Origin of the sequence: Burkholderia puraquae (assembly GCF_002099195.1) — a bacterium.
GTDB lineage: Bacteria > Pseudomonadota > Gammaproteobacteria > Burkholderiales > Burkholderiaceae > Burkholderia > Burkholderia puraquae.
Map to the genome: position 1 here is coordinate 455,867 of NZ_NBYX01000005.1, position 22,865 is coordinate 478,731.

Genomic DNA, 22,865 nt, shown 5'->3' on the forward strand with positions numbered 1-22,865 from the left:
TGCAAAAAAAGATGGAGTACGCCATGAGCAACAAAGGGCAATTGTTACAAGACCCGTTTTTGAACGCACTGCGCAAAGAGCACGTTCCCGTTTCGATCTACCTCGTCAATGGCATCAAGCTTCAAGGGAACATTGAATCGTTCGACCAGTACGTCGTGTTGCTCCGTAATACGGTGACCCAGATGGTGTACAAGCACGCCATCTCGACGGTCGTGCCGGCGCGCCCGGTGAATTTCCACCCGGACGCGGAAGCCTCGTCCTAACCTATCGCAGCGGCCGGCATCCGGTCGCCGCGAGCGACCGATGCCAGCCGCCTTATCTTGACACCCGATAATTTGATCAACGCAGCGCTCGTCGGCATCGATTTCGGCAAGACCGATTTCGAAGCCAGTCTCGAAGAACTCAGTCTTCTCGCCTCCAGTGCGGGGGCCCGTCCTGCAGTCACCCTCACGGGTCGTCGCTCCAGTCCCGATGCCAAGATGTTCATCGGCAGCGGCAAAGCCGAAGAACTGCGGCTTGCCTGCGACGCGCACAACGTCGAAATCGTCATCTTCAACCACGCACTGGCGCCAGCCCAGCAACGTAATCTGGAGCAGGCACTTAACAGGCGTGTGGTCGATCGCACGAGCCTCATCCTCGACATCTTCGCGCAACGCGCCCGCAGCCACGAAGGCAAGCTGCAGGTCGAACTCGCGCAGCTGCAATACCTGTCGACGCGGCTCATTCGTGCGTGGACCCACCTTGAACGGCAGAAGGGCGGTATCGGCTTGCGCGGCCCCGGCGAAACGCAGCTCGAAACCGACCGCCGGCTGATCGGTGAACGCATCAAGATGCTGAAGTCGCGGCTCGACCGGTTGCGCCGGCAGCACAGCACGCAGCGTCGGCAGCGCGCGCGCAGCGGCACGATGTCGGTGTCGCTCGTCGGCTATACGAACGCGGGCAAGTCGACGCTGTTCAATGCGCTGACGAAAGCGCAGGCCTATGCGGCCGACCAGCTGTTCGCCACGCTCGATACGACGTCGCGGCGCGTGTACCTCGGCGACGAGGTCGGCCAGATCGTCGTGTCGGATACGGTCGGATTCATCCGCGAGCTGCCTCACCAGCTCGTGGCGGCATTCCGCGCGACCCTCGAGGAAACGATCCACGCGGATCTGCTGCTGCACGTGGTCGATGCGTCGAGCGCGGTCAGGCTCGAACAGATCGAGCAGGTCAACGGCGTGCTGCACGAGATCGGCGCGGACACGATCCGTCAGGTGCTGGTGTTCAACAAGATCGACGCCGTGCCCGAGCTGGCGGCCCGCGGCGACGCGGTCGAGCGGGACGAATATGGTAATATTTCGCGCGTCTTTTTGAGCGCGCGCACCGGTCAGGGTCTTGATACGTTGCGTGCCGCCATCGCCGAAATCGCCTCCGCGGAACACCTCTCCAGCGCGACGTTACCCAGCGGCGCGCTCGACGGCGCACCCGCTGAACCACACGAAGACCACACGATTTCCGAACACGGGCGCTAACCGGTCCCGGCCGGTTCGCCGGCGTCTTATCTGGTGAACAAACTCTGGTGAACGAATACAACGAGCGGAGTACCTGGCGGCGGATGCGCGCCTTGCTGTCGATCAACGATCCCCGCTGGGGACGCGGCGAAGGCAATGGCAAAGACGGATCCCGCCCCCGTGCGAACGAATCGAAGCGTCCGCAAGGCGGCGACGGCGATGGTCCGCCCGATCTCGACGAGATGTGGCGCAACTTCAACCGGCGCCTGAATGGCCTTTTCGGCGGCAAGGGCGGCAACGGTTTCCGTCCTGACAACGGGCGAGCCGCGCGAGTCGGCGTCGGCATCGTGATCGGCGTGCTGGTCGCGGTCTACGCGGGCAGCGGGCTGTTCGTCGTGCAGGAAGGGCAGACGGGTGTCGTGCTGCAGCTCGGCAAGCTGTCTGGCACGGTCGGCCAGGGCGTGCACTGGCGCGCGCCGTATCCGTTCGCGTCGCACGAGATCGTCGATACGTCGCAGGTCCGCTCGATCGAGATCGGCCGCAACAACGTCGTGCGTCTCGCGAACGTGAAGGAAGCGGCGATGCTGACGCGCGATGCCGACATCGTCGACGTGCGTTTCATCGTCCAGTACCGGATCCGTTCCGCCACCGATTACCTGTTCCGCAGCGTCGATCCCGAGCGCAGCGTCTCGCAAGCCGCGCAGGCCGCGGTGCGCGCGATCGTCGGCACGCGCAGCGCGGCCGACATGCTGAACCAGGACCGCGACGCGCTGCGCGAGCAGCTGTCCGCCGCGATCCAGCGCGATCTCGACCGTTATCAGTCGGGGCTCGAGGTGACGGCCGTCACGATGCAGAACGTCGCAGCGCCCGAGCAGACGCAGGCCGCGTACGCCGAAGTCGCGAAGGCGCGCGATGAGCGCGAGGCCGCGAAGCGCGCCGCGCAGGCGTATGCAAGCGACCTGCTGCCGAAGGCGCAGGGCGATGCCGCGAAGCTCGTCGACGAAGCGAAGGCGTATGCCGATCGCGTAGTCACGCAAGCCGAGGGCGATGCCGACCGCTTCAAGCAGGTCTACGCGCAGTACTCGAAGGCGCCCGCGGTGATCCGCGAGCGGATGTACCTCGAGACGATGCAGGAAATCTATTCGAACGCGACGAAGGTATTCGTCGGCAACAAGGGCGGCAACAGCGTCGTGTATCTGCCGCTCGACAAGCTCGTCGAGCAGGGGCGGCAAAACGCCGCGGCGTCCACCGGCGCATCCGCGCCCGATGCGGCGTCGGCACCGGCAGCCGTCGCACCGGCCGCAGCTGCAGTCGTGCCCGCAAGCGCTGCACCTGCCGCCGCGGCGTCGGGCGTTGACGTGCTGCGATCGCGCGAAGTGTTTCGCAGCCGGTCGCGTGAAGACGATACGAAGTAACGGGGAGCGCAGAACATGAACCGAATCATTGCGCTCGTCGTCGCAATCGTGATCGTTGCCTTCGCGGCGTCCTCGACGGTCCTGACCGTCGATCCGCGCCATGCAGCCGTGCTGTCGGGCCGCGACGGCACGCAGCCCGAACTCGCGGGCCCGGGCATTCACTTCAAGCTGCCGCCGCCGCTGCAGACGGCCACGCTGATCGACACGCGCCTGCAATCGCTCGAGTCGTCCGATCCGCTGCAGCTCGCGACCGAAGATAAGCACGACCTGCTCGTCGCCTACGCGGTGAAGTACCGGATCAGCGATCCGATGAAGTATTTCACGGCAACGGGCGGCGACCCGGCGGCGGCCACCGAGCGCCTGGGCGGCGTGCTGAAGAGTGCGCTCGGCGATGCGTTCGGCCAGCGCGCGCTTGACGACGCCCTTGGCGGCCAGCGTGCGATCGCCGATGCGGCCCGCGATGCGGCCAAGGCGAAGGCGTCCGGTTTCGGCGTCGACGTGGTCGACGTCCAGCTGACGCGCGTCGACTTGCCGGCCGCGCAGACCGATGCCGTGTATCAGCGAATGATCGGCGCGCTGCGCGATCAGGCGGCGCAGGTGCGTGCGCAAGGCGCGGCGGACGTCGAGCAGATCAAGGCCGACGCCGAACGCGAACAGCAGGCTGTGCTCGCGAACGCGTACAAGTCCGCGCAGACGATCAAGGGCGAGGGCGACGCGAAGGCCGCGACGATTGCCGCCGATGCGTTCGGCCGCGATCCGCAGTTTTATCAGTTCTACGCGAGCCTGCAGGCGTACCGGAATACGTTCAAGCGCAACGACATCATCGTCGTCGATCCAGACAGCGAGTTCTTCCGCTTCATGCGCAGCCCGACGGGCGGTGCCGCACCGGCGGCACCTGCTCCCCGCAAACACTGACCTTGGGGTGCCGCGTCGAGCGGCGCCGTCGCTCGCATGGACCTGGCTGGCTCGTTGTTGCTCGCAGTAGCGCTGATGCTGATCATCGAGGGGGCATTCCCCTTCGTGTTTCCCGTCGCCTGGCGCGACACGTTTCGTAGAATAGCTGAGCGGCCGCCGCATCATATCCGGATCGGCGGGCTGATCGTGATGGTGCTCGGGCTCATACTGCTGCTGCTCGCCACCTGACTGGAAACCCGATCCAGACGGCGCACCCGCCGTTGGTCCCGCCCGAATTCAGAATTTCCGATTCACATCGCGGCGCGCGTGTCGCGCGCTGTTTCCCGTCGTAGGACCGTACCGATGTCGACCTGGTTACTTCCCGAGAATATCGCCGACGTACTGCCGTCGGAAGCGCGCAAGATCGAGGAGCTGCGCCGTAGGCTGCTCGACCGTTTCCGTTCGTATGGCTACGAAATGGTGATGCCGCCGCTGCTCGAGTATCTCGAGTCGCTGCTGACGAGCGGCGGCGCCGACCTGCGCCTGCGTACCTTCAAGCTGGTCGACCAGCTGTCGGGCCGTACCCTCGGTCTGCGCGCGGACATCACGCCGCAGGTTGCGCGGATCGACGCGCACCTGTTGAACCGCCAGGGCGTGACGCGCCTCTGCTATGCGGGCCACGTGATGCATACGCGCCCGCGCGGCCTGCACGCGACGCGCGAGCAGATCCAGATCGGCGCCGAAATCTACGGGCATGCCGGGCTGGAAGCTGACCTCGAGATCCAGCAACTGATGCTCGACGCGCTGCATCTCGCGGGCCTGTCGCGTATCCGTCTCGACCTTGGCCACGCGGGCGTGCTCGCGGCGCTGCTGGCGCGCGACGCGCAGGCGGCCGAGCGCGGCGAGTCGCTGTACGACGCGCTGTCGGGCAAGGACGTGCCGCTGCTGAACGAACTCACCGACGATCTCGGCGCCGATACGCGCGCCGCGCTGCGCGTGCTGCCGCACCTCTATGGCGATGCGAGCGTGCTCGCCGAGGCACGGGCGCGGTTGCCGGTGCTGCCCGAAATCACGCGGGCGCTCGACGATCTGGCACAGCTCGCGGCGCAGGCGAAGGGTGTCGAGGTGGCGATCGATCTTGGCGACCTGCGCGGCTATGCGTATCACAGCGGCGCGATGTTCAGCGCGTACATCGACGGTGTGCCGAACGCGATCGCGCGCGGCGGCCGCTACGACCACGTCGGCCAGGCATATGGCCGCGCCCGTCCGGCCACGGGCTTCTCGCTCGACCTGCGCGAGCTCGCGCGGATTTCGCCGGTCGAGGCGCGCGGCACCGCGATTCTCGCGCCGTGGGCGCAGGACGACGCGCTGAGCGCGGCCGTCGCGGCGCTGCGCGATGCGGGTGAAGTCGTGATCCAGGCGCTGCCGGGCCACGATCATGTGCTCGACGAATTCGCCTGCGATCGTTCGCTCGTCGAGCACAACGGTGCATGGGTGGTCGAACCCCGATAAACAGGCGTTCGCGGGACCTGCTTCGGCGTGCATATCGTTGAAGCGAAACGGAAAAATTCGGAATCGCCCGCGAACATAGGTAGAATACGTTTTTAACCAGCTAACGAATCAACATGTCTGCCAGCGCAGTGAACGTGACTCCCGGGCGCAATGTCGTCGTCGTGGGAACGCAATGGGGTGATGAAGGCAAGGGCAAGATCGTCGACTGGCTGACGGACCACGCTCAAGGCGTCGTGCGTTTCCAGGGCGGTCACAACGCGGGCCACACCCTCATCATCGGCGGCAAGAAAACGATCTTGCGCCTCATTCCGTCGGGCATCATGCGTGAAGGCGTCGCCTGCTACATCGGCAACGGCGTCGTCCTGTCCCCCGAAGCACTGTTCAAGGAAATCGGCGAGCTGGAAGAAGCCGGCGTGAACGTGCGCGACCGCCTGTTCATTTCCGAAGCCACGACGCTGATCCTGCCGTACCACATCGCGATCGACCAGGCGCGCGAAGCGCGCAAGGGCGCGGGCAAGATCGGCACGACGGGCCGCGGCATCGGCCCTGCGTACGAAGACAAGGTCGGCCGCCGCGCGCTGCGTGTGCAGGACCTGTTCGACGCGAAGACGTTCGCCGACCGCCTGCGCGAAAACCTCGATTTCCACAACTTCGTGCTGACCCAGTATCTGGGCGGCGCAGCCGTCGATTTCCAGGCCACGCTCGACACGATGCTGGGTTATGCCGACCGCCTGAAGCCGATGGTGGCCGACGTGTCGCGCCGCCTGTACGACGCGAACAATGCGGGCCAGAACCTGCTGTTCGAAGGCGCGCAAGGCACGCTGCTCGACATCGATCACGGTACCTATCCGTTCGTCACGTCGAGCAACTGCGTCGCCGGTGCGGCGTCGGCCGGCGCGGGCGTGGGTCCGCAGAAGCTCAACTACATCCTCGGCATCACGAAGGCATATTGCACGCGCGTCGGCTCGGGCCCGTTCCCGAGCGAACTGTACGATGCGGACAATCCGCAGCGTCAGGACCAGGTCGGCGTCACGCTCGCGAACGTCGGCAAGGAATTCGGCTCGGTCACCGGCCGTCCGCGCCGCACGGGCTGGCTCGACGCGGCCGCGCTGCGCCGCTCGATCCAGATCAACGGCGTGTCGGGCCTGTGCATGACGAAGCTCGACGTGCTCGACGGCCTCGACGAAGTCAAGCTGTGCGTCGGCTACAAGATCGACGGCAAGGATGCGGACATCCTGCCGCGCGGTGCCGCCGACGTGGCCCGTTGCGAGCCCGTGTACGAAACGTTCGCCGGCTGGAAGGAAAGCACGGTCGGCATCAAGACGTGGGAAGCACTGCCGGCGAACGCGCAGGCTTACCTGACCCGTGTCCAGGAAGTGGCCGGCGTGCCGGTCGACATGGTGTCGACTGGCCCGGATCGCGACGAAACGATCCTGCTCCGCCATCCGTTCAAGGTGTAATTTTCAGCATGACGCAGCAAATCACGATGACGGCGGCAGACTTGATGACCGATCCGCGCAACGACGACAAGAACCTGTGGGTAGGCTGGGACGAATACCATCGTCTGATCGAGCTGCTCGCGCTCCAGGTGCATGAATCGGGCTGGAAGTTCGACCAGATCCTGTGCCTCGCGCGCGGCGGCCTGCGCGTCGGCGATCAACTGTCGCGCATCTACGACGTGCCGCTCGCGATTCTCGCGACGAGTTCGTACCGCGAAGCGGCCGGCACCGAGCAGGGCGATCTCGACATTGCGCAGTACATCACGATGACGCGCGGCAACCTCGCGGGCAACGTGCTGCTGGTCGACGATCTCGTCGATTCGGGCGTCACGCTCGCGCGCGTGCAGGAGCATCTGAAGGAGCGCTATCCGTCGGTGACGGCCGTGCGTTCGGCCGTGCTCTGGTACAAGGGGTGCTCGAAGGTCAAGCCCGACTATCACACGCAGTTTCTGCCGACGAATCCGTGGATTCATCAGCCGTTCGAGGAGTGGGACACGGTTCGCCCGCACAACCTCGAGGCGTGGATCAAGCGCGGTCGCGCCCAGCGCGGCGGTTCGGGCGCATAAGCGGCCGGCCAATCGAAGGAAAGCCTTGTACGGCGCCGCTTGCGGCGCCGTTTTTCATTGGGGCGCCATGCCGGCGGGCGCGGCGATCGGGCGTTCGCGGTAGGCAGACGGCGCGGCCCCGGCTATGATGGCAGCCCTGCCACAGCTTGCGCGGGATTGCATGCGCGGCGTGGATCACGTGGTTTCAGGGCAACACGGCAGGGCGGAGTTTCAGGGGGGCGCGAGTAGAATAGCGCTCGTTTTGTCCGAACCGGACCCGATTATTACGCTTCATATGAACGACACGATCCAGGCGACCGACGCAGCCCATGCGCATTCGACGCACCAACACTCGATGCGGGCGCTTGCGATAGCGGCCATTGGCGTCGTGTTCGGCGACATCGGCACGAGCCCGCTGTATTCGCTGAAGGAGGCGTTCAGCCCCGCACACGGCATCCCGCTGACGGAAAGCTCGATTCTGGGGGTGATCTCGCTGTTGTTCTGGGCAATCGTCCTGGTGGTCGGCATCAAGTACCTGCTGTTCGTGATGCGGGCGGACAACAACGGCGAAGGCGGCGTGCTCGCGCTGATGGCGCTGTCGTTGCGGCCGCTCGACTCGAAGACCCGCGTCGCGGGCGCGCTGATGGCGCTCGGGATATTCGGCGCGTGCATGTTCTACGGGGACGCGGTGATCACACCGGCGATCTCGGTGATGTCGGCGGTCGAAGGTCTCGAAATCGCGACGCCGCACCTGTCCCACCTCGTGCTGCCGATCACGATCGTGATCCTGATCGCGCTGTTCTGGATCCAGCGTCACGGCACCGCGCTGGTCGGCAAGCTGTTCGGCCCGATCATGGTCGTGTGGTTCGTCGTGATCGCGGCACTCGGCGTGTACCACATCGTGCGCGTGCCGGGCATCATGGCGGCGATCAATCCGTACTACGCGGCGTCGTTCATGGCAGACCACCTGCTGCAGGCGTACGTCGTGCTGGGTTCGGTCGTGCTGGTGCTGACCGGTGCGGAAGCGCTCTACGCGGACATGGGCCACTTTGGTGCGAAGCCGATCCGTCTCGCCGCGTACGGGCTCGTGATGCCGTCGCTCGTGCTGAACTACTTCGGCCAGGGCGCGCTGCTGATCCAGAACCCGAAGGCGATCGAGAACCCGTTCTTCCTGCTGGCACCCGAATGGGGGCTGCTGCCGCTCGTCGTGCTGTCGACGGTCGCGACCGTGATCGCGTCGCAGGCGGTGATCTCGGGCGCGTATTCGCTGACGTCGCAGGCAATCCAGCTCGGCTACGTGCCGCGCATGAAGGTGCTGCATACGTCGGAACTCGCGATCGGCCAGATCTACGTGCCGGTCGTGAACTGGCTGCTGTTGTTCGTGATCCTCTGCATCGTCATCGGCTTCAAGAGCTCCGACAACCTCGCAGCCGCGTACGGCATCGCGGTGACGGCGACGATGGTGATCACGACGGTGCTCGCCGCAGTCGTGATGGTGAAGGTGTGGAACTGGAACCGGCTGCTGGTCGGCGCGATCATCGCCGTGTTCCTCGCGGTCGACCTCGGCTTCTTCGGCGCGAACCTGCTGAAGGTTGCGCAGGGCGGCTGGCTGCCGCTCGGCATCGGCGCACTGCTGTTCTTCCTGCTGATGACCTGGTACAAGGGGCGCCACATCGTCAAGGAGCGCACGGCGGCCGACGGTATTCCGCTCGAGCCGTTCCTGCAGGGGCTGCTCGCGCATCCGCCGCACCGCGTGTCCGGCACGGCGATCTACCTGACCGGCAACGACAAGCTCGTGCCCGTCAGCCTGCTGCACAACCTGAAGCACAACAAGGTGCTGCACGAGCGGACCATTTTCCTCACGTTCGTCACGCGCGACATTCCTTACGTGCGCGGCGACAAGCGCCAGACTTCGCGTGATGCGGGTGGCGGGTTGTACATCGTCAAGGCCGAGTACGGCTTCAACGAGACGCCGGACGTGAAGGCCGTGCTCGAGGAGTTCGGTCGCACGCATGACATGACGTTCGAGCTGATGGATACGTCGTTCTTCCTCGCGCGCGAAACGGTCGTGCCGACGCATTTGCCCGGCATGTCGATCTGGCGCGAACGCGTGTTCGCGTGGATGCACCAGAACGCCGCGAAGCCGACCGATTTCTTCTCGATCCCGGCGAACCGCGTGGTCGAACTCGGGACGAAGATCGAGATCTGACCGGGTGCGGCGCGCGGGCCGCTCAGCCGCGCGCCGCCGAGTCCGCCGACCAGGCAATCAGGCCGCGATCGTCCTCATCGCCGGCCGCGAACGCAGCCGTATAGCGCTGCGTATCCCGCGCGACCCAATCCAGATAGCCGCGTATCCAGTATCGGCAGCCGTCGACGAGGCCGTGCACGCGCGTGTCGGCATGCCGTGCGAGCGCATCGGCGCACAGTACGAACTCAACGATCTCGGTGCGCACACGCTCGGCCGTGTAGTCGACGCTTGCCTGCAGCGTATGGCCGCGCGAGGCGTGGATCAACACCATGTTCCGGAACTGCCCTGGCTGGCGCGCCTCGACGCCGACGCTCTGGATGTCATTGCTCCAGCAGACGATATGGTTCGCGTGCCGGCACAGCGTCTGGATTGCCGGCCGATGAAACGTATCGGGCGGGACGGCACCGGAATTGGCCGCGTCCGCCAGCGCGAGGCACGGATTCATCCCGCTCGTGTGACGCCGGATCGTTTCGTATTGCGGCTCTGCGATCGGCTCGGCCCTCAGGTCGCCGAGAATCTGCAGCCCGGCGGTGGCGGCCCACAGGCGCATCCCTTGGGCGAAGCGCGCAAAATGTTCGGCCGACAGGCGGGCGCGCAGGCGCTGGCACACATCGAGCCACGCTCGCTCGCCGTAGACGGGTTGGGGGCCGGTACGTTCGTAGTCGAGCACATCGATCATCGCGGTCAGGTTGCGCAACGTATCAGGGCCGACCGGTTCCACGCGATCGACGAACAGGTCGTCGACGAGAAAGAACCACACGAAATAATCCGCGAGCGCCTGCAGCAGGGGAGGATCGGCGTTCGGGTAGCAACGCGCGGCGAGCCAGCCGTACCGGGCGCGCGCGACGCGTTCCCGGCCGGCGTCGCTGACGAACAGGCCGTATGCGTCGGCCCATTCGAGCATGCGCGATTCGATTCGCTCGACATGCGGTGAACAGGCGCCGGCCCACGGCACATCGAAAACGGGAATGCGCAATGCGGCCAGTTCGGTTTTCAGATGGTCTTCTTCCATGGTTCCACGATCCATTTTTCGCGAATCAGTCCCGGCTCGCCGGCCAGGCGAATACCGGATGCAAAGGGGTGCGAATCGACTGCAAAAAAGCGAGACTGAAAGACGGGAGGCCGCCCATTCACGGCATGCGCGAGGGCCGCGGAGAACCTCGCCGCTGAGCGGAAAGATCGCAGCGTATTGCGGAAGCATCACAATACTGCCGGTCGCAAATTTATTTTATGTACCAATTGTGAAGCGTCAAGAAAACGCGTGTCGCAACGCGGATTGTTCAATTCGCCGATTAACCGCGGGGGAATGATGATGAAAACGCGCATATTCGGTTTTCATCGCGGATACTGGAAGTGAGTACGACGACTCAATAAAAAAACCCGCCTTTCGGCGGGTTTTTCTGTATGTCGCGAAGACTTGCGCGTGCTCAGCGCTTCAGCTTCGCGAACGCCGCGGCCATCGCGCCTGCCGGTTCCGGCTCGCGCGAACGCTGCGGGCGGGCGGCGCCGCGCCCTGCGTTGCCACGATCCTGGCCGCCGCGCGACGATACGCCGGGCGCTGCCGCTTCGTCGTCGAGGCGCATCGTCAGCGCAATGCGCTGGCGCTTCACGTCGACGTCGAGCACCTTCACCTTGACGACCTGGCCGGCCTTCACGACTTCGTGCGGATCCTTGATGAACTTCGTCGACATCGCGGATACATGGACGAGGCCGTCCTGGTGGACGCCGATGTCCACGAACGCGCCGAACGCGGCGACGTTCGTCACGACCCCTTCGAGCGTCATGCCCGGCACGAGATCCGACACCTTCTCGACACCTTCGCGGAACGTCGCGGTCTTGAATTCGGGGCGCGGATCGCGGCCCGGCTTCTCCAGTTCGGACAGGATATCGCGCACGGTCGGCAGGCCGAAACGTTCGTCAACAAATTCCGTCGGGGACAGGCCCGACAGCGCTTCGCGATTGCCGAGCACGTCGTCGATGCGCTTGCTGATCTTCGCGAGCATCCGCTCGACGACCGGATACGCTTCCGGGTGCACCGACGAGCGGTCGAGCGGATTCTCGCCGCCGTTGATGCGCAGGAAGCCGGCAGCCTGTTCGAAGGTCTTGTCGCCGAGGCGCGGCACCTTGCGCAGGTGCTCGCGCGACGGGAACGGGCCGTTCGCATCGCGGTAGTCGACGATGTTGCGCGCGAGCGTCGCATTCAGGCCCGATACACGGGCGAGCAGCGGGGCCGACGCGGTGTTCGCGTCGACGCCGACCGCGTTCACGCAATCCTCGACGACCGCGTCGAGCGAGCGGGCGAGTTCACGCTGGTTCACGTCGTGCTGGTACTGGCCGACGCCGATTGCCTTCGGCTCGATCTTCACGAGCTCGGCGAGCGGGTCCTGCAGGCGGCGTGCGATCGACACGGCGCCGCGCAGCGACACGTCGAGCTCCGGGAATTCCTTCGCGGCCAGCTCGGACGCCGAATAGACCGACGCGCCGGCTTCCGACACGACGATCTTCTGCAGGCGCAGTTCCGGGTGTTTCGCAATCAGTTCGCTTGCGAGCTTGTCGGTTTCGCGCGACGCGGTGCCGTTGCCGATGCTGATCAGCTCGGCCTGCGTCTGCGCGGCGATGCGCGCGAGTTTCGCGATCGAGCCGTCCCAGTCGCGGCGCGGCTCGTGCGGGTAGATCGTGTCGGTCGCGAGCACCTTGCCGGTGCGATCGACAACCGCGACCTTCACGCCCGTGCGCAGGCCGGGGTCGAGACCGATCACGGCCTTCGGGCCGGCCGGCGCGGCCAGCAGCAGGTCGCTCAGGTTGCGCGCGAACACGCGGATCGCTTCCGTTTCGGCCGTTTCACGCAGTTGCGTGAGCAACTCGTTCTCGATGTGCGGCTGCACCTTCACGCGCCAGCACCAGCGGCATACGTCGGACAGCCATTTGTCGGCCGGGCGGTTCTGGTTCGCGATGCCGAAATGGCGCGCGATCATCGCCTCGCCGGGATGCGGCACCTGCGCGTCGAGCTCTTCGCCGAGGCCGAGCTTGACGGTCAGCACGCCCGCATTGCGGCCGCGGAACAGTGCGAGGGCGCGGTGCGACGGCACGGTCTTGATCGTTTCCGCGTAGTCGTAATAGTCGCGGAATTTCTCGCCTTCTTCGTTTTCCTTGCCCTCGACGACGGCCGACGACACGACGCCCTGGTTGTGCAGGTAGTCGCGCAGCTTGCCGAGCAGTTCGGCCGTCTCGCCGAACTGTTCGGACAGGATGTCGCGCGCGCCGTCGAGCGCGGCCTTTACGTCGGCGACGCCCTTGTCCGCATCGACGTACGCGGCTGCCTCGGCCTGCGGGTCGAGCAGCGGGTTCGCGAGGAGCGCCTGGGCGAGCGGCTCGAGGCCGGCCTCGCGGGCGATCTGCGCACGCGTGCGGCGCTTCGGCTTGTACGGCAGATAAAGGTCTTCGAGCACCTGCTTGCTGTCGGCCGCGTCGATCGCGGCGCGCAGCTCGTCGGTCAGCTTGCCCTGTTCGTCGATGCTCGACAGGATCGCCGCGCGGCGATCCTCGAGTTCGCGCAGATACAGGAGGCGTTCCTCGAGCTGGCGCAACTGCGTGTCGTCCAGGTTGCCGGTCACTTCCTTGCGGTACCGGGCAATGAACGGAACGGTCGAGCCTTCGTCGAGAAGTTGCACTGCCGCCGCGACCTGGCGCGGCTGGACGGACAGTTCGGTGGCGATGCGCTGTACGATCTTGAGTGCTACGGTTTCCGTCATGTCGTGGATGATCTGCCTGCTGAAATCGCGGCGCGGGCCGGCAGGCCCGAAGCGGCGGGCTGCGTGGCGGGCCCGACGGGCCAGATGCCGCGGGTGAGTGAAGCGGGGCATTTTGCCATAAATGGCGGAGCGTCCAGCCGGGGGTGATAGAATTTGACACATGTCCCGCAGCTTTCCTACGACGTTGCCAACTTCCCGAATTTCTCTCGTCGCGCTCGGCGCAGCGCTCGCCGCGGCTTTGTCTGCCGGGCCTTCCGGCGCGTTCGCGCAAGCTTCGGGCGCAACCGCGCCGGCCGCCGCCGCGGCCGCACCGGATTTCGACGCCCGTCAAAAAGTGCTCAATCAACGCTCCGCGGAAAACGATTATCGTTATGCGGTGGCCGAGCACGATTGCTACAGCAAGTTCTTCGTCAATCACTGTCTCGGCAAGGCGCGTGAACAGATGCGCGACGAGCGGGCGAGCATCCGCCAGGAGCAGCTCGCGCTCAACGACGAGCAGCGGGCGGTGCGCGCGCAGCAGCGCGACCAGCAGCAGGCGCTGAAGCAGGCGCAGGATGCGGCGGAAGCGCCGCAGCGCGCAGCGAACGACGCGGCAAACGCGGCTGCGTTCCGCGACAAGCAGGAGCAGAATGCGCTGAAGCAGGCGCAGCGCGGCGCGGAAGGGCCGCAACGCGCGGCGAGCAAGCAGGCATACGACCAGAAGCAGGGCGACTTCCAGCGCAAGCTCGACCAGGCGCACCAGCAGGCCGCGCAGAAGGCGCAGGAGCGGGCGGACAACGCCGCGCGCTACGAGCAGAAGCAGAAGGAAGCCGCGCAGCACAAGGCCGATGTCGAGCAGCGTCAGAAGGAAGCCACGGAGAAGGCGCAGCAGAAGCAACAGCAGGGGCAGTAACGTGTTGGATTGACCGGAATCAGTCTCGTGCGCGCTGGCACGCCAGCCGGCGCGCTGCTTCGATGAGGAGGCAAGTATGCAAAACCGTCCCACGGAACAGCAGCAGGAATTGCACAACCGTTTGGCAGCATTGCAGGAGCAGCACCAGCAGCTTGCTCGGGAGATCGAGCTGAAGGAAGGGCACTCCGACATCGACGACATCACGCTGCACCGGCTGAAGAAGGAAAAGCTGGCGGCCAAGGACAAAATCATTTTGCTGCAATCGCAGCTGGAACCGGATAAGCGCGCCTGAGCGCGGCCTGGCAAGCGCCGGCGCCGCCCGGGCGCTGGACACAGGAACGCTTGCCTTGAATTCACCGCTTGAAGCCACCCCCGATGCTCGGCGCGACGTGTCGTCCGCCGGGCGCGCTCGTGCGCCCGAAGGCACCTTTGAACTGAGCCGCAAGCGCGTCGAAGAACTCGACACGATCTTCGGCGAAGGCGGATTGCTGGCGCGTGCGCTCGACGGCTATCGGCCGCGTACGTCGCAGATCGAGATGGCGCGCGCCGTCGCGTCCGCGATGGAGGCGTCCGCGCGCCGGATGCCCGAGCCCGAGATCTTCGAAACCCGCAAGCGTCCGGCGCGTCGCCTCGGTGACGGCGACAAGGCGGCCGAGCCGGACGCAGCAGCCGAGCCCGACAGCGATGCCGGCGACAACACGCTGATCGTCGAGGCCGGCACGGGCACCGGCAAGACCTACGCGTACCTCGTGCCTGCGATGCTGTGGGGCGGCAAGGTGATCGTGTCGACCGGCACGAAACACCTGCAGGACCAGTTGTTCCAGCGCGACATCCCGACCGTGCGTAACGCGCTTGCGGTGCCGGTGTCGGTTGCGATGCTGAAGGGCCGCGCAAACTACCTGTGCCACTACTACCTGCAACGCACTGCCGACAACGGCCGGTTGCCGTCGCGGCAGGATACGGCGTATCTGCAGGAAATCGTCCGTTTCGCGAAGATCACGAAGAGCGGCGACAAGGCCGAGCTCGCGAGCGTTCCGGAAACGGCGCCCGTGTGGTCGATGGTCACGTCGACGCGCGACAACTGCCTCGGCCAGGAATGCCCGCATTACAAGGAATGCTTCGTGATGCAGGCGCGGCGCGAGGCGCAGCAGGCCGATGTCGTCGTCGTCAACCATCACCTGTTCTTCGCGGACATCATGCTGCGCGATACGGGGATGGCCGAGCTGCTGCCGAACGCCAACACGGTCATCTTCGACGAAGCGCACCAGCTGCCGGAAACGGCGACGCTGTTCTTCGGCGAGACGCTGTCGACGACGCAGATTCTCGAGCTCGCACGCGATACGGTGGCAGAAGGCCTGGGCCATGCACGCGACGCGGTCGAGTGGGTGAAGCTCGGCGGCGATCTCGAGCGCGCGGCGCGTGACTTGCGCCTGGCGTTCGCGAACGACCAGATCGTCCGCATGTCGCTCGCCCAGCTCGGTGACGATCACCCGATGTTCGGCGCGCTCGACGCGCTCGAGGCGGCGCTCGACGCGCTGGCGTCGGCGCTTGCCAGCCAGGCCGAACGGGCGGAATCGCTCGGTGCGTGCCTGCGGCGCGCACGCGAGCTGCAGGACCTGCTGGCCGGCTGGGTCGCGCCCGGCGCGACGGAAGCGGCCGCGAAGGCCGACGCGGCGGCGGCCGGCGACAAGGCGGCATCCGACGGCGATCCGAACGAGAAAGTGCGCTGGGTCGAAGTGTTCGCGCATACCGTCCAGCTGCACGAAACGCCGCTGTCGGTCGCGCCGATCTTTGCCAAGCAGCGCGCGGGTGTGCCGCGTGCATGGGTGTTCACGTCGGCCACGCTGTCGGTGCGCGGCGATTTCACGCACTACGCGGCGCAGATGGGCCTCAGTTCACGTCGCTCGATGACGCTCGCGAGCCCGTTCGACTACCAGTCGCAAGGGCTGCTGTACGTGCCGCGCAACCTGCCGCAACCGTCTTCGCCGGCGTTTACCGATGCTGTCTTCGACGCCGCGCTGCCGGCGATCGAGGCGTCCGGTGGCGGTGTGTTCATGCTGTGCACGACGCTGCGCGCGGTCGACCGGATCGCGTCGAAGCTGCGCGACGTGATCGAATCGCGCGGCTGGAACACACCGCTGCTCGTGCAGGGCGATGCGAGCCGTACCGAACTGCTCGACCGTTTCCGCGCGTACGGCAATGCGATCCTGGTCGGCAGCCAGAGTTTCTGGGAAGGCGTCGACGTGCGCGGCGACGCGCTGTCGCTGGTCGTGATCGACAAGCTGCCGTTCGCGCCGCCGGACGATCCGGTGCTGGCCGCACGGCTCGACGCGCTGACGAAGAAGGGGCTGAGCCCGTTCGCCGTGCACCAGTTGCCGCAGGCCGTGATCACGCTGAAGCAGGGCGCGGGCCGGCTGATTCGCGCGGAGACGGATCGCGGCGTGCTGATGATCTGCGACACGCGCCTCGTCGACAAGCCCTACGGGCGCCGGATCTGGCAGAGCCTGCCGCCGTTCAAGCGGACCCGCGAGATTGCGGTCGTCCAGGACTTCTTCGACGAGCACCGTTCGGCAAAGCGGATGTGATGGCGCGCGCGGTGCTCGCCGCGCGCTCGCACCGGCGCCGCCGGAATGCGGCGTCAATAAAAAAACCCGGCTCGATGGCCGGGTTTTTTTGTTCGTGCAGCAGGCGCTGCACGGCGCGTTCGTCAGAACTGCCACCACGACTTCTTCGCACCGGGGCGCGAGTGGCCCGTGACGTACGGGCTGTCGGGGAACGTGCCCGCGAGCACGCGCTTCGTGTCCTCGGCGAGTTCCGGCTGGTTCAGCTTGCCGTACGACAGGATCATGATGTGCAGTGCATCCTCGATCGCCGGCGCGCCCTTGTAGTCCTTGATCGCGAGCTGCGCACGGTTGATGGCCGCGACGTAAGCACCGCGCCGGTAGTAGTAGTCGGCCGCGTGCACTTCGTGCGACGCGAGCGCGTTGACGATGTAGCGCATCCGTGCGGCGGCGTCGGGCGCGTACTTGCTCTTCGGGAAGCGGTCGACGACGACCTTGAATGCATCGTACGATTCGCGCAGTGCCTGCGGATCGCGCTCGCTCATGTCCTGGCCGGAGAAGCGGCCGAACAGGCCGAGATCGTCGTTGAAGTGGATCATCCCCTTCAGGTAGTACGCGTACGGGATATCCGGATGATCGGGGTGGAGCTGGATGAAGCGATCGACGGCCTGGTCGGCGGCGGCCGCTTCGTTGTCCTTCCAGTTGCAGTATGCGACGTTGATCTGCGCCTGTTGCGCGAAGTGGCCGAACGGATCGCGACCCTGCAGCGATTCGAAATATTTCGCGCACTTGCCCCAGTCGCCGCCGGACAGTGCGTCCTGGGCCTCTGAGTATAATTTGTTGTTCGACCAGGTAGCCGTCTCGTCCTGCTTCTGCGGCAAGCCGTGGCAGCCGGCGATGAGGGCCGCGGCCGCTACCGCCGCAGCCCGGGCGGCGGCGGTTCTGGCCGTGCGTTTGGTCGAATTCATCATGCTCGCATGTCCTAGCTTCAAGTCTCGGTGACCCAGTCTAAATGACCCGTTCAAGTTCGCAGAATGCCCAGCCGGGCACACCAAATCGCGAAGATTATAGCCCAAGCGATCGGCCCGCCGACGCTGCTTCGGGGGATTCCCTCGATGACGATCTGACCGGCGCCCCTGTGCAACCGCCCGTCGTGCCGTCCGCGGCGGTCGATGACGCACCGCGCGTCGTCGAAGTGCCGCTGTCGCTCGCGGGTGAACGCCTCGACAAGGCGCTCGCCCAACTGTTCCCCGAATTCTCGCGCAGCCGCCTGCAGAGCTGGATCGAGGCGCAGCGCGTGCTCGTCGACGGCGCACCGGCGAAGATCCGCCAGCCGGTGCCTCTCGGCGCGAAGATCGAGCTCGTGCCCGACCTGCTCCCCGAGCAGCTCGCTTTCACGCCGGAGCCCGTGCCGCTCGACGTGATCTATGAGGACGACGCGCTCGTCGTCATCAACAAGCCGGCCGGCCTCGTCGTGCATCCGGCCGCCGGCAACTGGAGCGGCACGATCCTCAACGGGTTGCTGCATCGCTATGGCGACGCGGCGGCCGGCCTGCCGCGCGCGGGGATCGTCCACCGGCTCGACAAGGAGACGTCGGGCCTGATGGTGGTGGCGCGCACGCTGGCCGCGCAGACGGATCTCGTGCGCCAGTTGCAGGCCCGCACGGTGAAGCGCCGCTATTTCGCGCTCGTGTGGGGCACGATGCCCGAGGAAGGCACGATCGATGCGCCGATCGGCCGCGATCCGCGCGAACGCACGCGCATGGCCGTCGTCACGGGCGCGTCGGGCAAGCCCGCGCGCACGCATTTCCGCACGGTTGACACATGCCTGTGGCAACGTCAGCCGGTTTCGGCGATCCAGTGCGATCTCGAGACCGGTCGCACGCACCAGATCCGCGTGCATTGCGCACACGCCGGGCACCCGCTGCTCGGCGATCCCGTGTACGGGCGCGCGCGCGGCAAGCGCTCGGTCGCGCCGCTGCCGGACGGGTTCGCGCGACAGGCGCTGCATGCATGGCGGCTCGGCCTCGTGCATCCGGTCACGGGCAAGGCGATGCAATGGCGCTGCCCGCTGCCGGACGACATGAACGCACTCGTCGCGGCGCTCGGCTTCGGGCAGGGCGACGAGGAATTCGACGACGATGACGGTGTCTACGACGATGACGATTTCGGCGGCGAGTATCAGGATGACGAGCCGTACCTGGACGATGAGGAGGAGTGAGTGCCGATGACGAACCTGGCGCCGTTGACGTGGCAGGACTGCGTACAGCCCGACTGGCAGGTGTCGCCGCGCGTGCGCGCGCTGATCACGACGCGTGACGGCGGGGTGAGCGAAGGCCCGTACGGGCGCTGGCAGGGGGGAGACGCACTGCCGGGCGGGATGAATCTCGGCCTGCATACCGGTGACGACCCGGCCCATGTCGCCGGGAATCGTGCGCGCTTGCTCGCGCTGGCAGGCCAGTCGAGCGCTGCCTGGCTCGAGCAGGTTCACGGCGCGCAGATCGTGCGCGCGGACGAGGTGATCGCGGCGGCGCCTGCGGCTGCGGCACCGGTGCAGGCCGACGCGAGTGTCACCGACCGGGCGGGCGCCGTCTGCGTCGTGATGGTCGCGGATTGCCTGCCCGTGCTGCTGTGCGACACGCAGGGCCGCGCGGTCGGCGCCGCGCATGCAGGCTGGCGCGGGCTGGCGGCCGGTATCGTCGAACGGACCGCGGCACGCGTCGCGGCGCTGGCCGGCGGCGCGACGGACACGCTGCATGCGTACCTCGGGCCGGCGATCGGCCCGCAGGCGTTCGAGGTCGGCGCGGATGTGCGCGACGCGTTTCTCGACACGGCTCCGCAGTCGGAGCATGATGAAACCCGGCTCGCGTTCGTCGCGATCGACGGCGCCCCCGGCAAGTTTCTCGCCGATCTCTACGCGCTCGCGCGCCTGCGCCTCGCGCGTGCGGGCGTGGCGCACGTGAGCGGCGGGACAGCCTGTACGGTCACCGAACGCGCACGCTTCTATTCGTACCGCCGCGATCGCGTGACGGGCCGCATGGCCGCGGCGATCTGGCTGGCCGATTGACGGCATGTGCATGCCGGTTGGCTTTGTTGCATCTTGAAATCGGGTTATCTCGATATTTAGACGGCAATGCGGCGCGGCATGCGCAACTGAATGAAAAATCCCGGAGTCAAGCCAAACAAAATGTTTTATGTTTCGCCGGAACCCTTGTCCCGCCTGTTGCGCGCGGATTATCTCCGTGCGGAAATGTTCAGTGGTTTGACTTGGCGCTTCACATGGGGAAAACGATAATGATAAAAATACCGCACTGCGGCAGAATCTGGAGACGCCTCTCCAGAGCATGACGGCCCGGCTCGCAGCCGGCACGCCGCGCGCGAGCAGGATTTCACGATTGACGCTCACGAATCACCGGTAAGGCAGGTAATGACAGCATCGAAAAATTCGTCGACGTCCGCTCAGGCGGGCACTTCCTCGGGCAGCACCGGTTTCGATCCGGCCGCCCAGCCGATGCAGCAGATGTTCGAGTCGTGGTTGAACGCGTGGCGCGGTTTTGCAGATCCGGCGCGCGCCGCGACTGCGTCGGCCACCGTCAATCCGTTCGCGACATTCCAGTTCCCGGCTTCGTTCCCGTTCCAGATGCCGTCGATGCCCGATCTCGGTGGTCTCGTGGGTCTTGGCGGCATGGCGTCGCCGTTCGCAGGGCTGAAGCTGCCGGTTGCCGCGATTCCGCCCGAACGGCTCCAGGCGCTACAGGCCGACTATGCGCGCGATTGCATGACGCTGATGCAGCAGGCCGCGGCCGCGAAGCTCGAATCCCCCGAACTGAAGGACCGCCGCTTCAGCGGCGATGCATGGAAGTCGTCGCCCGCGCATGCGTTCGCGGCTGCGTGGTATCTGCTCAACGCACGCTATCTGCAGGAACTGGCCGATTCGCTGCAGACCGATCCGAAGACGCGCGAGCGCATCCGCTTCACGGTCCAGCAATGGACGGCGGCCGCCGCGCCGAGCAACTTCCTCGCGCTCAATCCCGACGCGCAGAAATCGATTCTCGAAACGCAGGGCGAAAGCCTGCGGCAGGGGATGATGAACCTGCTCGGCGACCTGCAGCGCGGCAAGATCTCGCAGACCGACGAATCGCAGTTCGTGGTCGGCAAGAATCTCGGGTGTACTGAAGGCGCGGTTGTCTACGAGAACGACCTGATCCAGCTGATCCAGTACACGCCGAAGACGGACAAGGTGTTCGAGCGGCCGCTGCTGATCGTGCCGCCTTGCATCAACAAGTTCTACATCCTCGACCTGCAGCCCGAGAATTCGCTCGTCGCGCACGCGCTGTCGAATGGCCATCAGGTGTTCCTCGTGTCGTGGCGCAATGCGGACGCGTCGGTCGCGCACAAGACGTGGGACGACTACATGAACGAAGGGCTGCTCGCGGCGATCGACGCCGTGCAGCAGATCAGCGGCCGTGAGCAGATCAACACGCTCGGCTTCTGCGTCGGCGGCACGATGCTCGCGACCGCGCTCGCGGTGCTCGCGGCGCGTGGCGAACATCCGGCCGCGTCGATGACGCTGCTCACCGCGATGCTCGACTTCACCGACACCGGCATTCTCGACGTGTTCGTCGACGAGGCGCACGTGCAGATGCGCGAGCAGACCATCGGCGGCAAGAACGGCACGCAACCGGGGCTGATGCGCGGCGTCGAGTTCGCGAACACGTTCTCGTTCCTGCGTCCGAACGACCTCGTGTGGAACTACGTCGTCGACAACTACCTGAAGGGCCGCACGCCGGCACCGTTCGACCTGCTGTACTGGAACAGCGATTCGACGAGCCTGCCGGGCCCGATGTACGCGTGGTACCTGCGCAATACCTATCTCGAGAACAAGCTGCGCGAACCGGGCGCGCTGACCGTGTGCGGCGACGCCGTCGACCTGTCGCTGATCGACGTGCCGACCTTCATCTACGGTTCGCGCGAGGATCACATCGTGCCGTGGCAGACGGCCTACGCATCGACGTCGATCCTGTCGGGCCCGCTGAAATTCGTGCTCGGCGCGTCGGGGCACATCGCGGGCGTGATCAATCCGCCGGCGAAGAAGAAGCGCAGCTACTGGATCAACGACGGCGATCTGCCCGAATCCGCGGACGACTGGTTCGCCGGTGCAGTCGAGCAGCCTGGAAGCTGGTGGACGACCTGGGTCGAATGGCTCGACCAGTATGGCGGCCGCAAGGTGGAGCCGCCCGCGGCGCCAGGTGCCGCGCAGTTCCCGGTGATCGAGCCGGCGCCGGGGCGTTACGTGTTGCAGCGCGATTGACGAAAACCGGACAGCGGCGCACGCTGTCCGGTGCACCGCAGTTTTTTTAACAGGGCCGGCAGCGATGCGCCGTGTCGTGCGGGCCTGGAGGAAAGGGAAATGACGGACGTAGTGATCGTATCGGCCGCGCGGACCGCGGTCGGCAAATTCGGCGGTTCGCTTGCGAAGATTGCGGCGCCCGAACTGGGCGCGACGGTGATCCGCGCGGTGCTGGAGCGAGCGGGCGTGAAGCCCGAGCAGGTCAGCGAAGTGATCATGGGCCAGGTGCTGACGGCCGGTTCCGGGCAGAACCCGGCGCGGCAGTCGCTGATCAAGGCCGGGCTGCCGAGCGCAGTGCCGGGGATGACGATCAACAAGGTGTGCGGCTCGGGCCTGAAGGCCGTGATGCTGGCGGCGAACGCGATCGTCGCGGGCGACGCGGAGATCGTGATCGCGGGCGGCCAGGAGAACATGAGCGCATCGCCGCACGTGCTGCCGGGCTCGCGCGACGGGTTCCGGATGGGCGACGCGAAGCTGGTCGACACGATGATCGTCGACGGGCTGTGGGACGTGTACAACCAGTACCACATGGGCATCACGGCGGAGAACGTCGCGAAGGAATACGGGATCACGCGCGAAGAGCAGGATGCGTTCGCGGCGCTGTCGCAGAACAAGGCGGAAGCGGCGCAGAAGGCCGGCCGCTTCGACGACGAGATCGTGCCGGTGGCGATTCCGCAACGCAAGGGCGAGCCGCTGCAGTTCGCGAC

General features: G+C 66.1%; 19 protein-coding genes. 16 read left to right on the forward strand and 3 right to left on the reverse strand.

Features of this window, described 5'->3' with window-relative positions:
* Positions 1 to 23: 23 nt before the first annotated feature.
* The 9 genes from hfq (at position 24) to B7G54_RS13595 (ending at position 9,564) form a co-directional block, all read left to right on the forward strand.
* Complete coding sequence (gene hfq / locus B7G54_RS13550) at positions 24 to 263, forward strand: RNA chaperone Hfq (RefSeq protein WP_006399927.1); 240 nt, start codon at positions 24 to 26, stop codon at positions 261 to 263.
* A gap of 72 nt (positions 264 to 335) precedes the next feature.
* The gene (gene hflX, locus B7G54_RS13555; RefSeq protein WP_175029016.1) at positions 336 to 1,511 is read left to right on the forward strand and encodes a GTPase HflX; all 1,176 of its coding nucleotides are present in this window, start codon (positions 336 to 338) and stop codon (positions 1,509 to 1,511) included.
* 47 nt (positions 1,512 to 1,558) lie between these two features.
* Positions 1,559 to 2,905 (forward strand): FtsH protease activity modulator HflK, encoded by a 1,347-nt coding sequence (gene hflK / locus B7G54_RS13560; protein ID WP_085039525.1) that lies wholly within the window; start codon positions 1,559 to 1,561, stop codon positions 2,903 to 2,905.
* A 15-nt stretch (positions 2,906 to 2,920) separates the two neighbouring features.
* On the forward strand, positions 2,921 to 3,820 hold the full coding sequence (gene hflC, locus B7G54_RS13565) for a protease modulator HflC (protein ID WP_085039526.1): 900 nt from the start codon (positions 2,921 to 2,923) through the stop codon (positions 3,818 to 3,820).
* 36 nt (positions 3,821 to 3,856) lie between these two features.
* Complete coding sequence (locus B7G54_RS13570; RefSeq protein WP_011352254.1) at positions 3,857 to 4,048, forward strand: DUF2065 domain-containing protein; 192 nt, start codon at positions 3,857 to 3,859, stop codon at positions 4,046 to 4,048.
* Between the two features lie 114 nt (positions 4,049 to 4,162).
* Positions 4,163 to 5,311 (forward strand): ATP phosphoribosyltransferase regulatory subunit, encoded by a 1,149-nt coding sequence (locus B7G54_RS13575; protein WP_085039527.1) that lies wholly within the window; start codon positions 4,163 to 4,165, stop codon positions 5,309 to 5,311.
* Between the two features lie 113 nt (positions 5,312 to 5,424).
* Positions 5,425 to 6,771: an adenylosuccinate synthase gene (locus B7G54_RS13580; RefSeq protein ID WP_011352252.1), complete on the forward strand. Its 1,347-nt coding sequence runs from the start codon at positions 5,425 to 5,427 to the stop codon at positions 6,769 to 6,771.
* 8 nt (positions 6,772 to 6,779) lie between these two features.
* Positions 6,780 to 7,376 carry a phosphoribosyltransferase gene (locus B7G54_RS13585; protein ID WP_085039528.1) on the forward strand — a complete coding sequence of 199 codons (597 nt, stop codon included), beginning with the start codon at positions 6,780 to 6,782 and terminating at the stop codon, positions 7,374 to 7,376.
* Positions 7,377 to 7,650: 274 nt separating this feature from the next.
* The gene (locus B7G54_RS13595; protein ID WP_085039529.1) at positions 7,651 to 9,564 is read left to right on the forward strand and encodes a potassium transporter Kup; all 1,914 of its coding nucleotides are present in this window, start codon (positions 7,651 to 7,653) and stop codon (positions 9,562 to 9,564) included.
* A 22-nt stretch (positions 9,565 to 9,586) separates the two neighbouring features.
* Here the strand turns inward: B7G54_RS13595 and B7G54_RS13600 are convergent, their stop codons facing one another.
* Positions 9,587 to 10,615 (reverse strand): terpene synthase family protein, encoded by a 1,029-nt coding sequence (locus B7G54_RS13600; RefSeq protein WP_085039530.1) that lies wholly within the window; start codon positions 10,613 to 10,615, stop codon positions 9,587 to 9,589.
* A 415-nt stretch (positions 10,616 to 11,030) separates the two neighbouring features.
* Positions 11,031 to 13,355 (reverse strand): Tex family protein, encoded by a 2,325-nt coding sequence (locus B7G54_RS13605; RefSeq protein ID WP_085039531.1) that lies wholly within the window; start codon positions 13,353 to 13,355, stop codon positions 11,031 to 11,033.
* Between the two features lie 160 nt (positions 13,356 to 13,515).
* Between B7G54_RS13605 and B7G54_RS13610 the strand changes: the two genes are divergently transcribed.
* From B7G54_RS13610 to yoaA, 3 genes are all read left to right on the forward strand, one after another.
* The gene (locus B7G54_RS13610; protein WP_085039532.1) at positions 13,516 to 14,247 is read left to right on the forward strand and encodes a hypothetical protein; all 732 of its coding nucleotides are present in this window, start codon (positions 13,516 to 13,518) and stop codon (positions 14,245 to 14,247) included.
* Between the two features lie 76 nt (positions 14,248 to 14,323).
* Positions 14,324 to 14,539, forward strand: a complete 216-nt coding sequence (locus B7G54_RS13615; protein ID WP_006755091.1) for a YdcH family protein — start codon at positions 14,324 to 14,326, stop codon at positions 14,537 to 14,539.
* Between the two features lie 55 nt (positions 14,540 to 14,594).
* The gene (gene yoaA, locus B7G54_RS13620; RefSeq protein WP_085039533.1) at positions 14,595 to 16,832 is read left to right on the forward strand and encodes a DNA repair helicase YoaA; all 2,238 of its coding nucleotides are present in this window, start codon (positions 14,595 to 14,597) and stop codon (positions 16,830 to 16,832) included.
* Positions 16,833 to 16,954: 122 nt separating this feature from the next.
* Here the strand turns inward: yoaA and B7G54_RS13625 are convergent, their stop codons facing one another.
* Positions 16,955 to 17,779: an outer membrane protein assembly factor BamD gene (locus B7G54_RS13625; protein ID WP_069745256.1), complete on the reverse strand. Its 825-nt coding sequence runs from the start codon at positions 17,777 to 17,779 to the stop codon at positions 16,955 to 16,957.
* 41 nt (positions 17,780 to 17,820) lie between these two features.
* Between B7G54_RS13625 and B7G54_RS13630 the strand changes: the two genes are divergently transcribed.
* The 4 genes from B7G54_RS13630 to B7G54_RS13645 form a co-directional block, all read left to right on the forward strand.
* Positions 17,821 to 19,029 (forward strand): RluA family pseudouridine synthase, encoded by a 1,209-nt coding sequence (locus B7G54_RS13630; RefSeq protein WP_085039534.1) that lies wholly within the window; start codon positions 17,821 to 17,823, stop codon positions 19,027 to 19,029.
* A 6-nt stretch (positions 19,030 to 19,035) separates the two neighbouring features.
* A complete protein-coding gene (gene pgeF, locus B7G54_RS13635) occupies positions 19,036 to 19,875 on the forward strand; it encodes a peptidoglycan editing factor PgeF (protein WP_085039555.1) in 840 nt (279 codons plus the stop codon).
* A gap of 360 nt (positions 19,876 to 20,235) precedes the next feature.
* Positions 20,236 to 22,119: a class I poly(R)-hydroxyalkanoic acid synthase gene (phaC, locus tag B7G54_RS13640; RefSeq protein WP_085039535.1), complete on the forward strand. Its 1,884-nt coding sequence runs from the start codon at positions 20,236 to 20,238 to the stop codon at positions 22,117 to 22,119.
* Positions 22,120 to 22,218: 99 nt separating this feature from the next.
* The coding region (locus tag B7G54_RS13645) for a thiolase family protein (RefSeq protein ID WP_279628072.1) at positions 22,219 to 22,865 on the forward strand (647 nt) is incomplete at its 3' end.

Excerpts from the sequence above, each read along its gene's own strand:
- pgeF (WP_085039555.1), top strand. The coding sequence starts at position 19,036 with ATGACGAACCTGGCGCCGTTGACGTGGCAGGACTGCGTACAGCCCGAC.
- B7G54_RS13580 (WP_011352252.1), top strand. The coding sequence starts at position 5,425 with ATGTCTGCCAGCGCAGTGAACGTGACTCCCGGGCGCAATGTCGTCGTC.
- B7G54_RS13575 (WP_085039527.1), top strand. The coding sequence starts at position 4,163 with ATGTCGACCTGGTTACTTCCCGAGAATATCGCCGACGTACTGCCGTCG.
- B7G54_RS13630 (WP_085039534.1), top strand. The coding sequence starts at position 17,821 with ATGACCCGTTCAAGTTCGCAGAATGCCCAGCCGGGCACACCAAATCGC.
- phaC (WP_085039535.1), top strand. The coding sequence starts at position 20,236 with ATGACAGCATCGAAAAATTCGTCGACGTCCGCTCAGGCGGGCACTTCC.
- B7G54_RS13585 (WP_085039528.1), top strand. The coding sequence starts at position 6,780 with ATGACGCAGCAAATCACGATGACGGCGGCAGACTTGATGACCGATCCG.
- B7G54_RS13615 (WP_006755091.1), top strand. The coding sequence starts at position 14,324 with ATGCAAAACCGTCCCACGGAACAGCAGCAGGAATTGCACAACCGTTTG.
- hfq (WP_006399927.1), top strand. The coding sequence starts at position 24 with ATGAGCAACAAAGGGCAATTGTTACAAGACCCGTTTTTGAACGCACTG.
- B7G54_RS13595 (WP_085039529.1), top strand. The coding sequence starts at position 7,651 with ATGAACGACACGATCCAGGCGACCGACGCAGCCCATGCGCATTCGACG.
- B7G54_RS13570 (WP_011352254.1), top strand. The coding sequence starts at position 3,857 with ATGGACCTGGCTGGCTCGTTGTTGCTCGCAGTAGCGCTGATGCTGATC.
- B7G54_RS13600 (WP_085039530.1), bottom strand. The coding sequence starts at position 10,615 with ATGGAAGAAGACCATCTGAAAACCGAACTGGCCGCATTGCGCATTCCC.
- B7G54_RS13625 (WP_069745256.1), bottom strand. The coding sequence starts at position 17,779 with ATGATGAATTCGACCAAACGCACGGCCAGAACCGCCGCCGCCCGGGCT.
- hflC (WP_085039526.1), top strand. The coding sequence starts at position 2,921 with ATGAACCGAATCATTGCGCTCGTCGTCGCAATCGTGATCGTTGCCTTC.
- B7G54_RS13610 (WP_085039532.1), top strand. The coding sequence starts at position 13,516 with ATGTCCCGCAGCTTTCCTACGACGTTGCCAACTTCCCGAATTTCTCTC.
- B7G54_RS13605 (WP_085039531.1), bottom strand. The coding sequence starts at position 13,355 with ATGACGGAAACCGTAGCACTCAAGATCGTACAGCGCATCGCCACCGAA.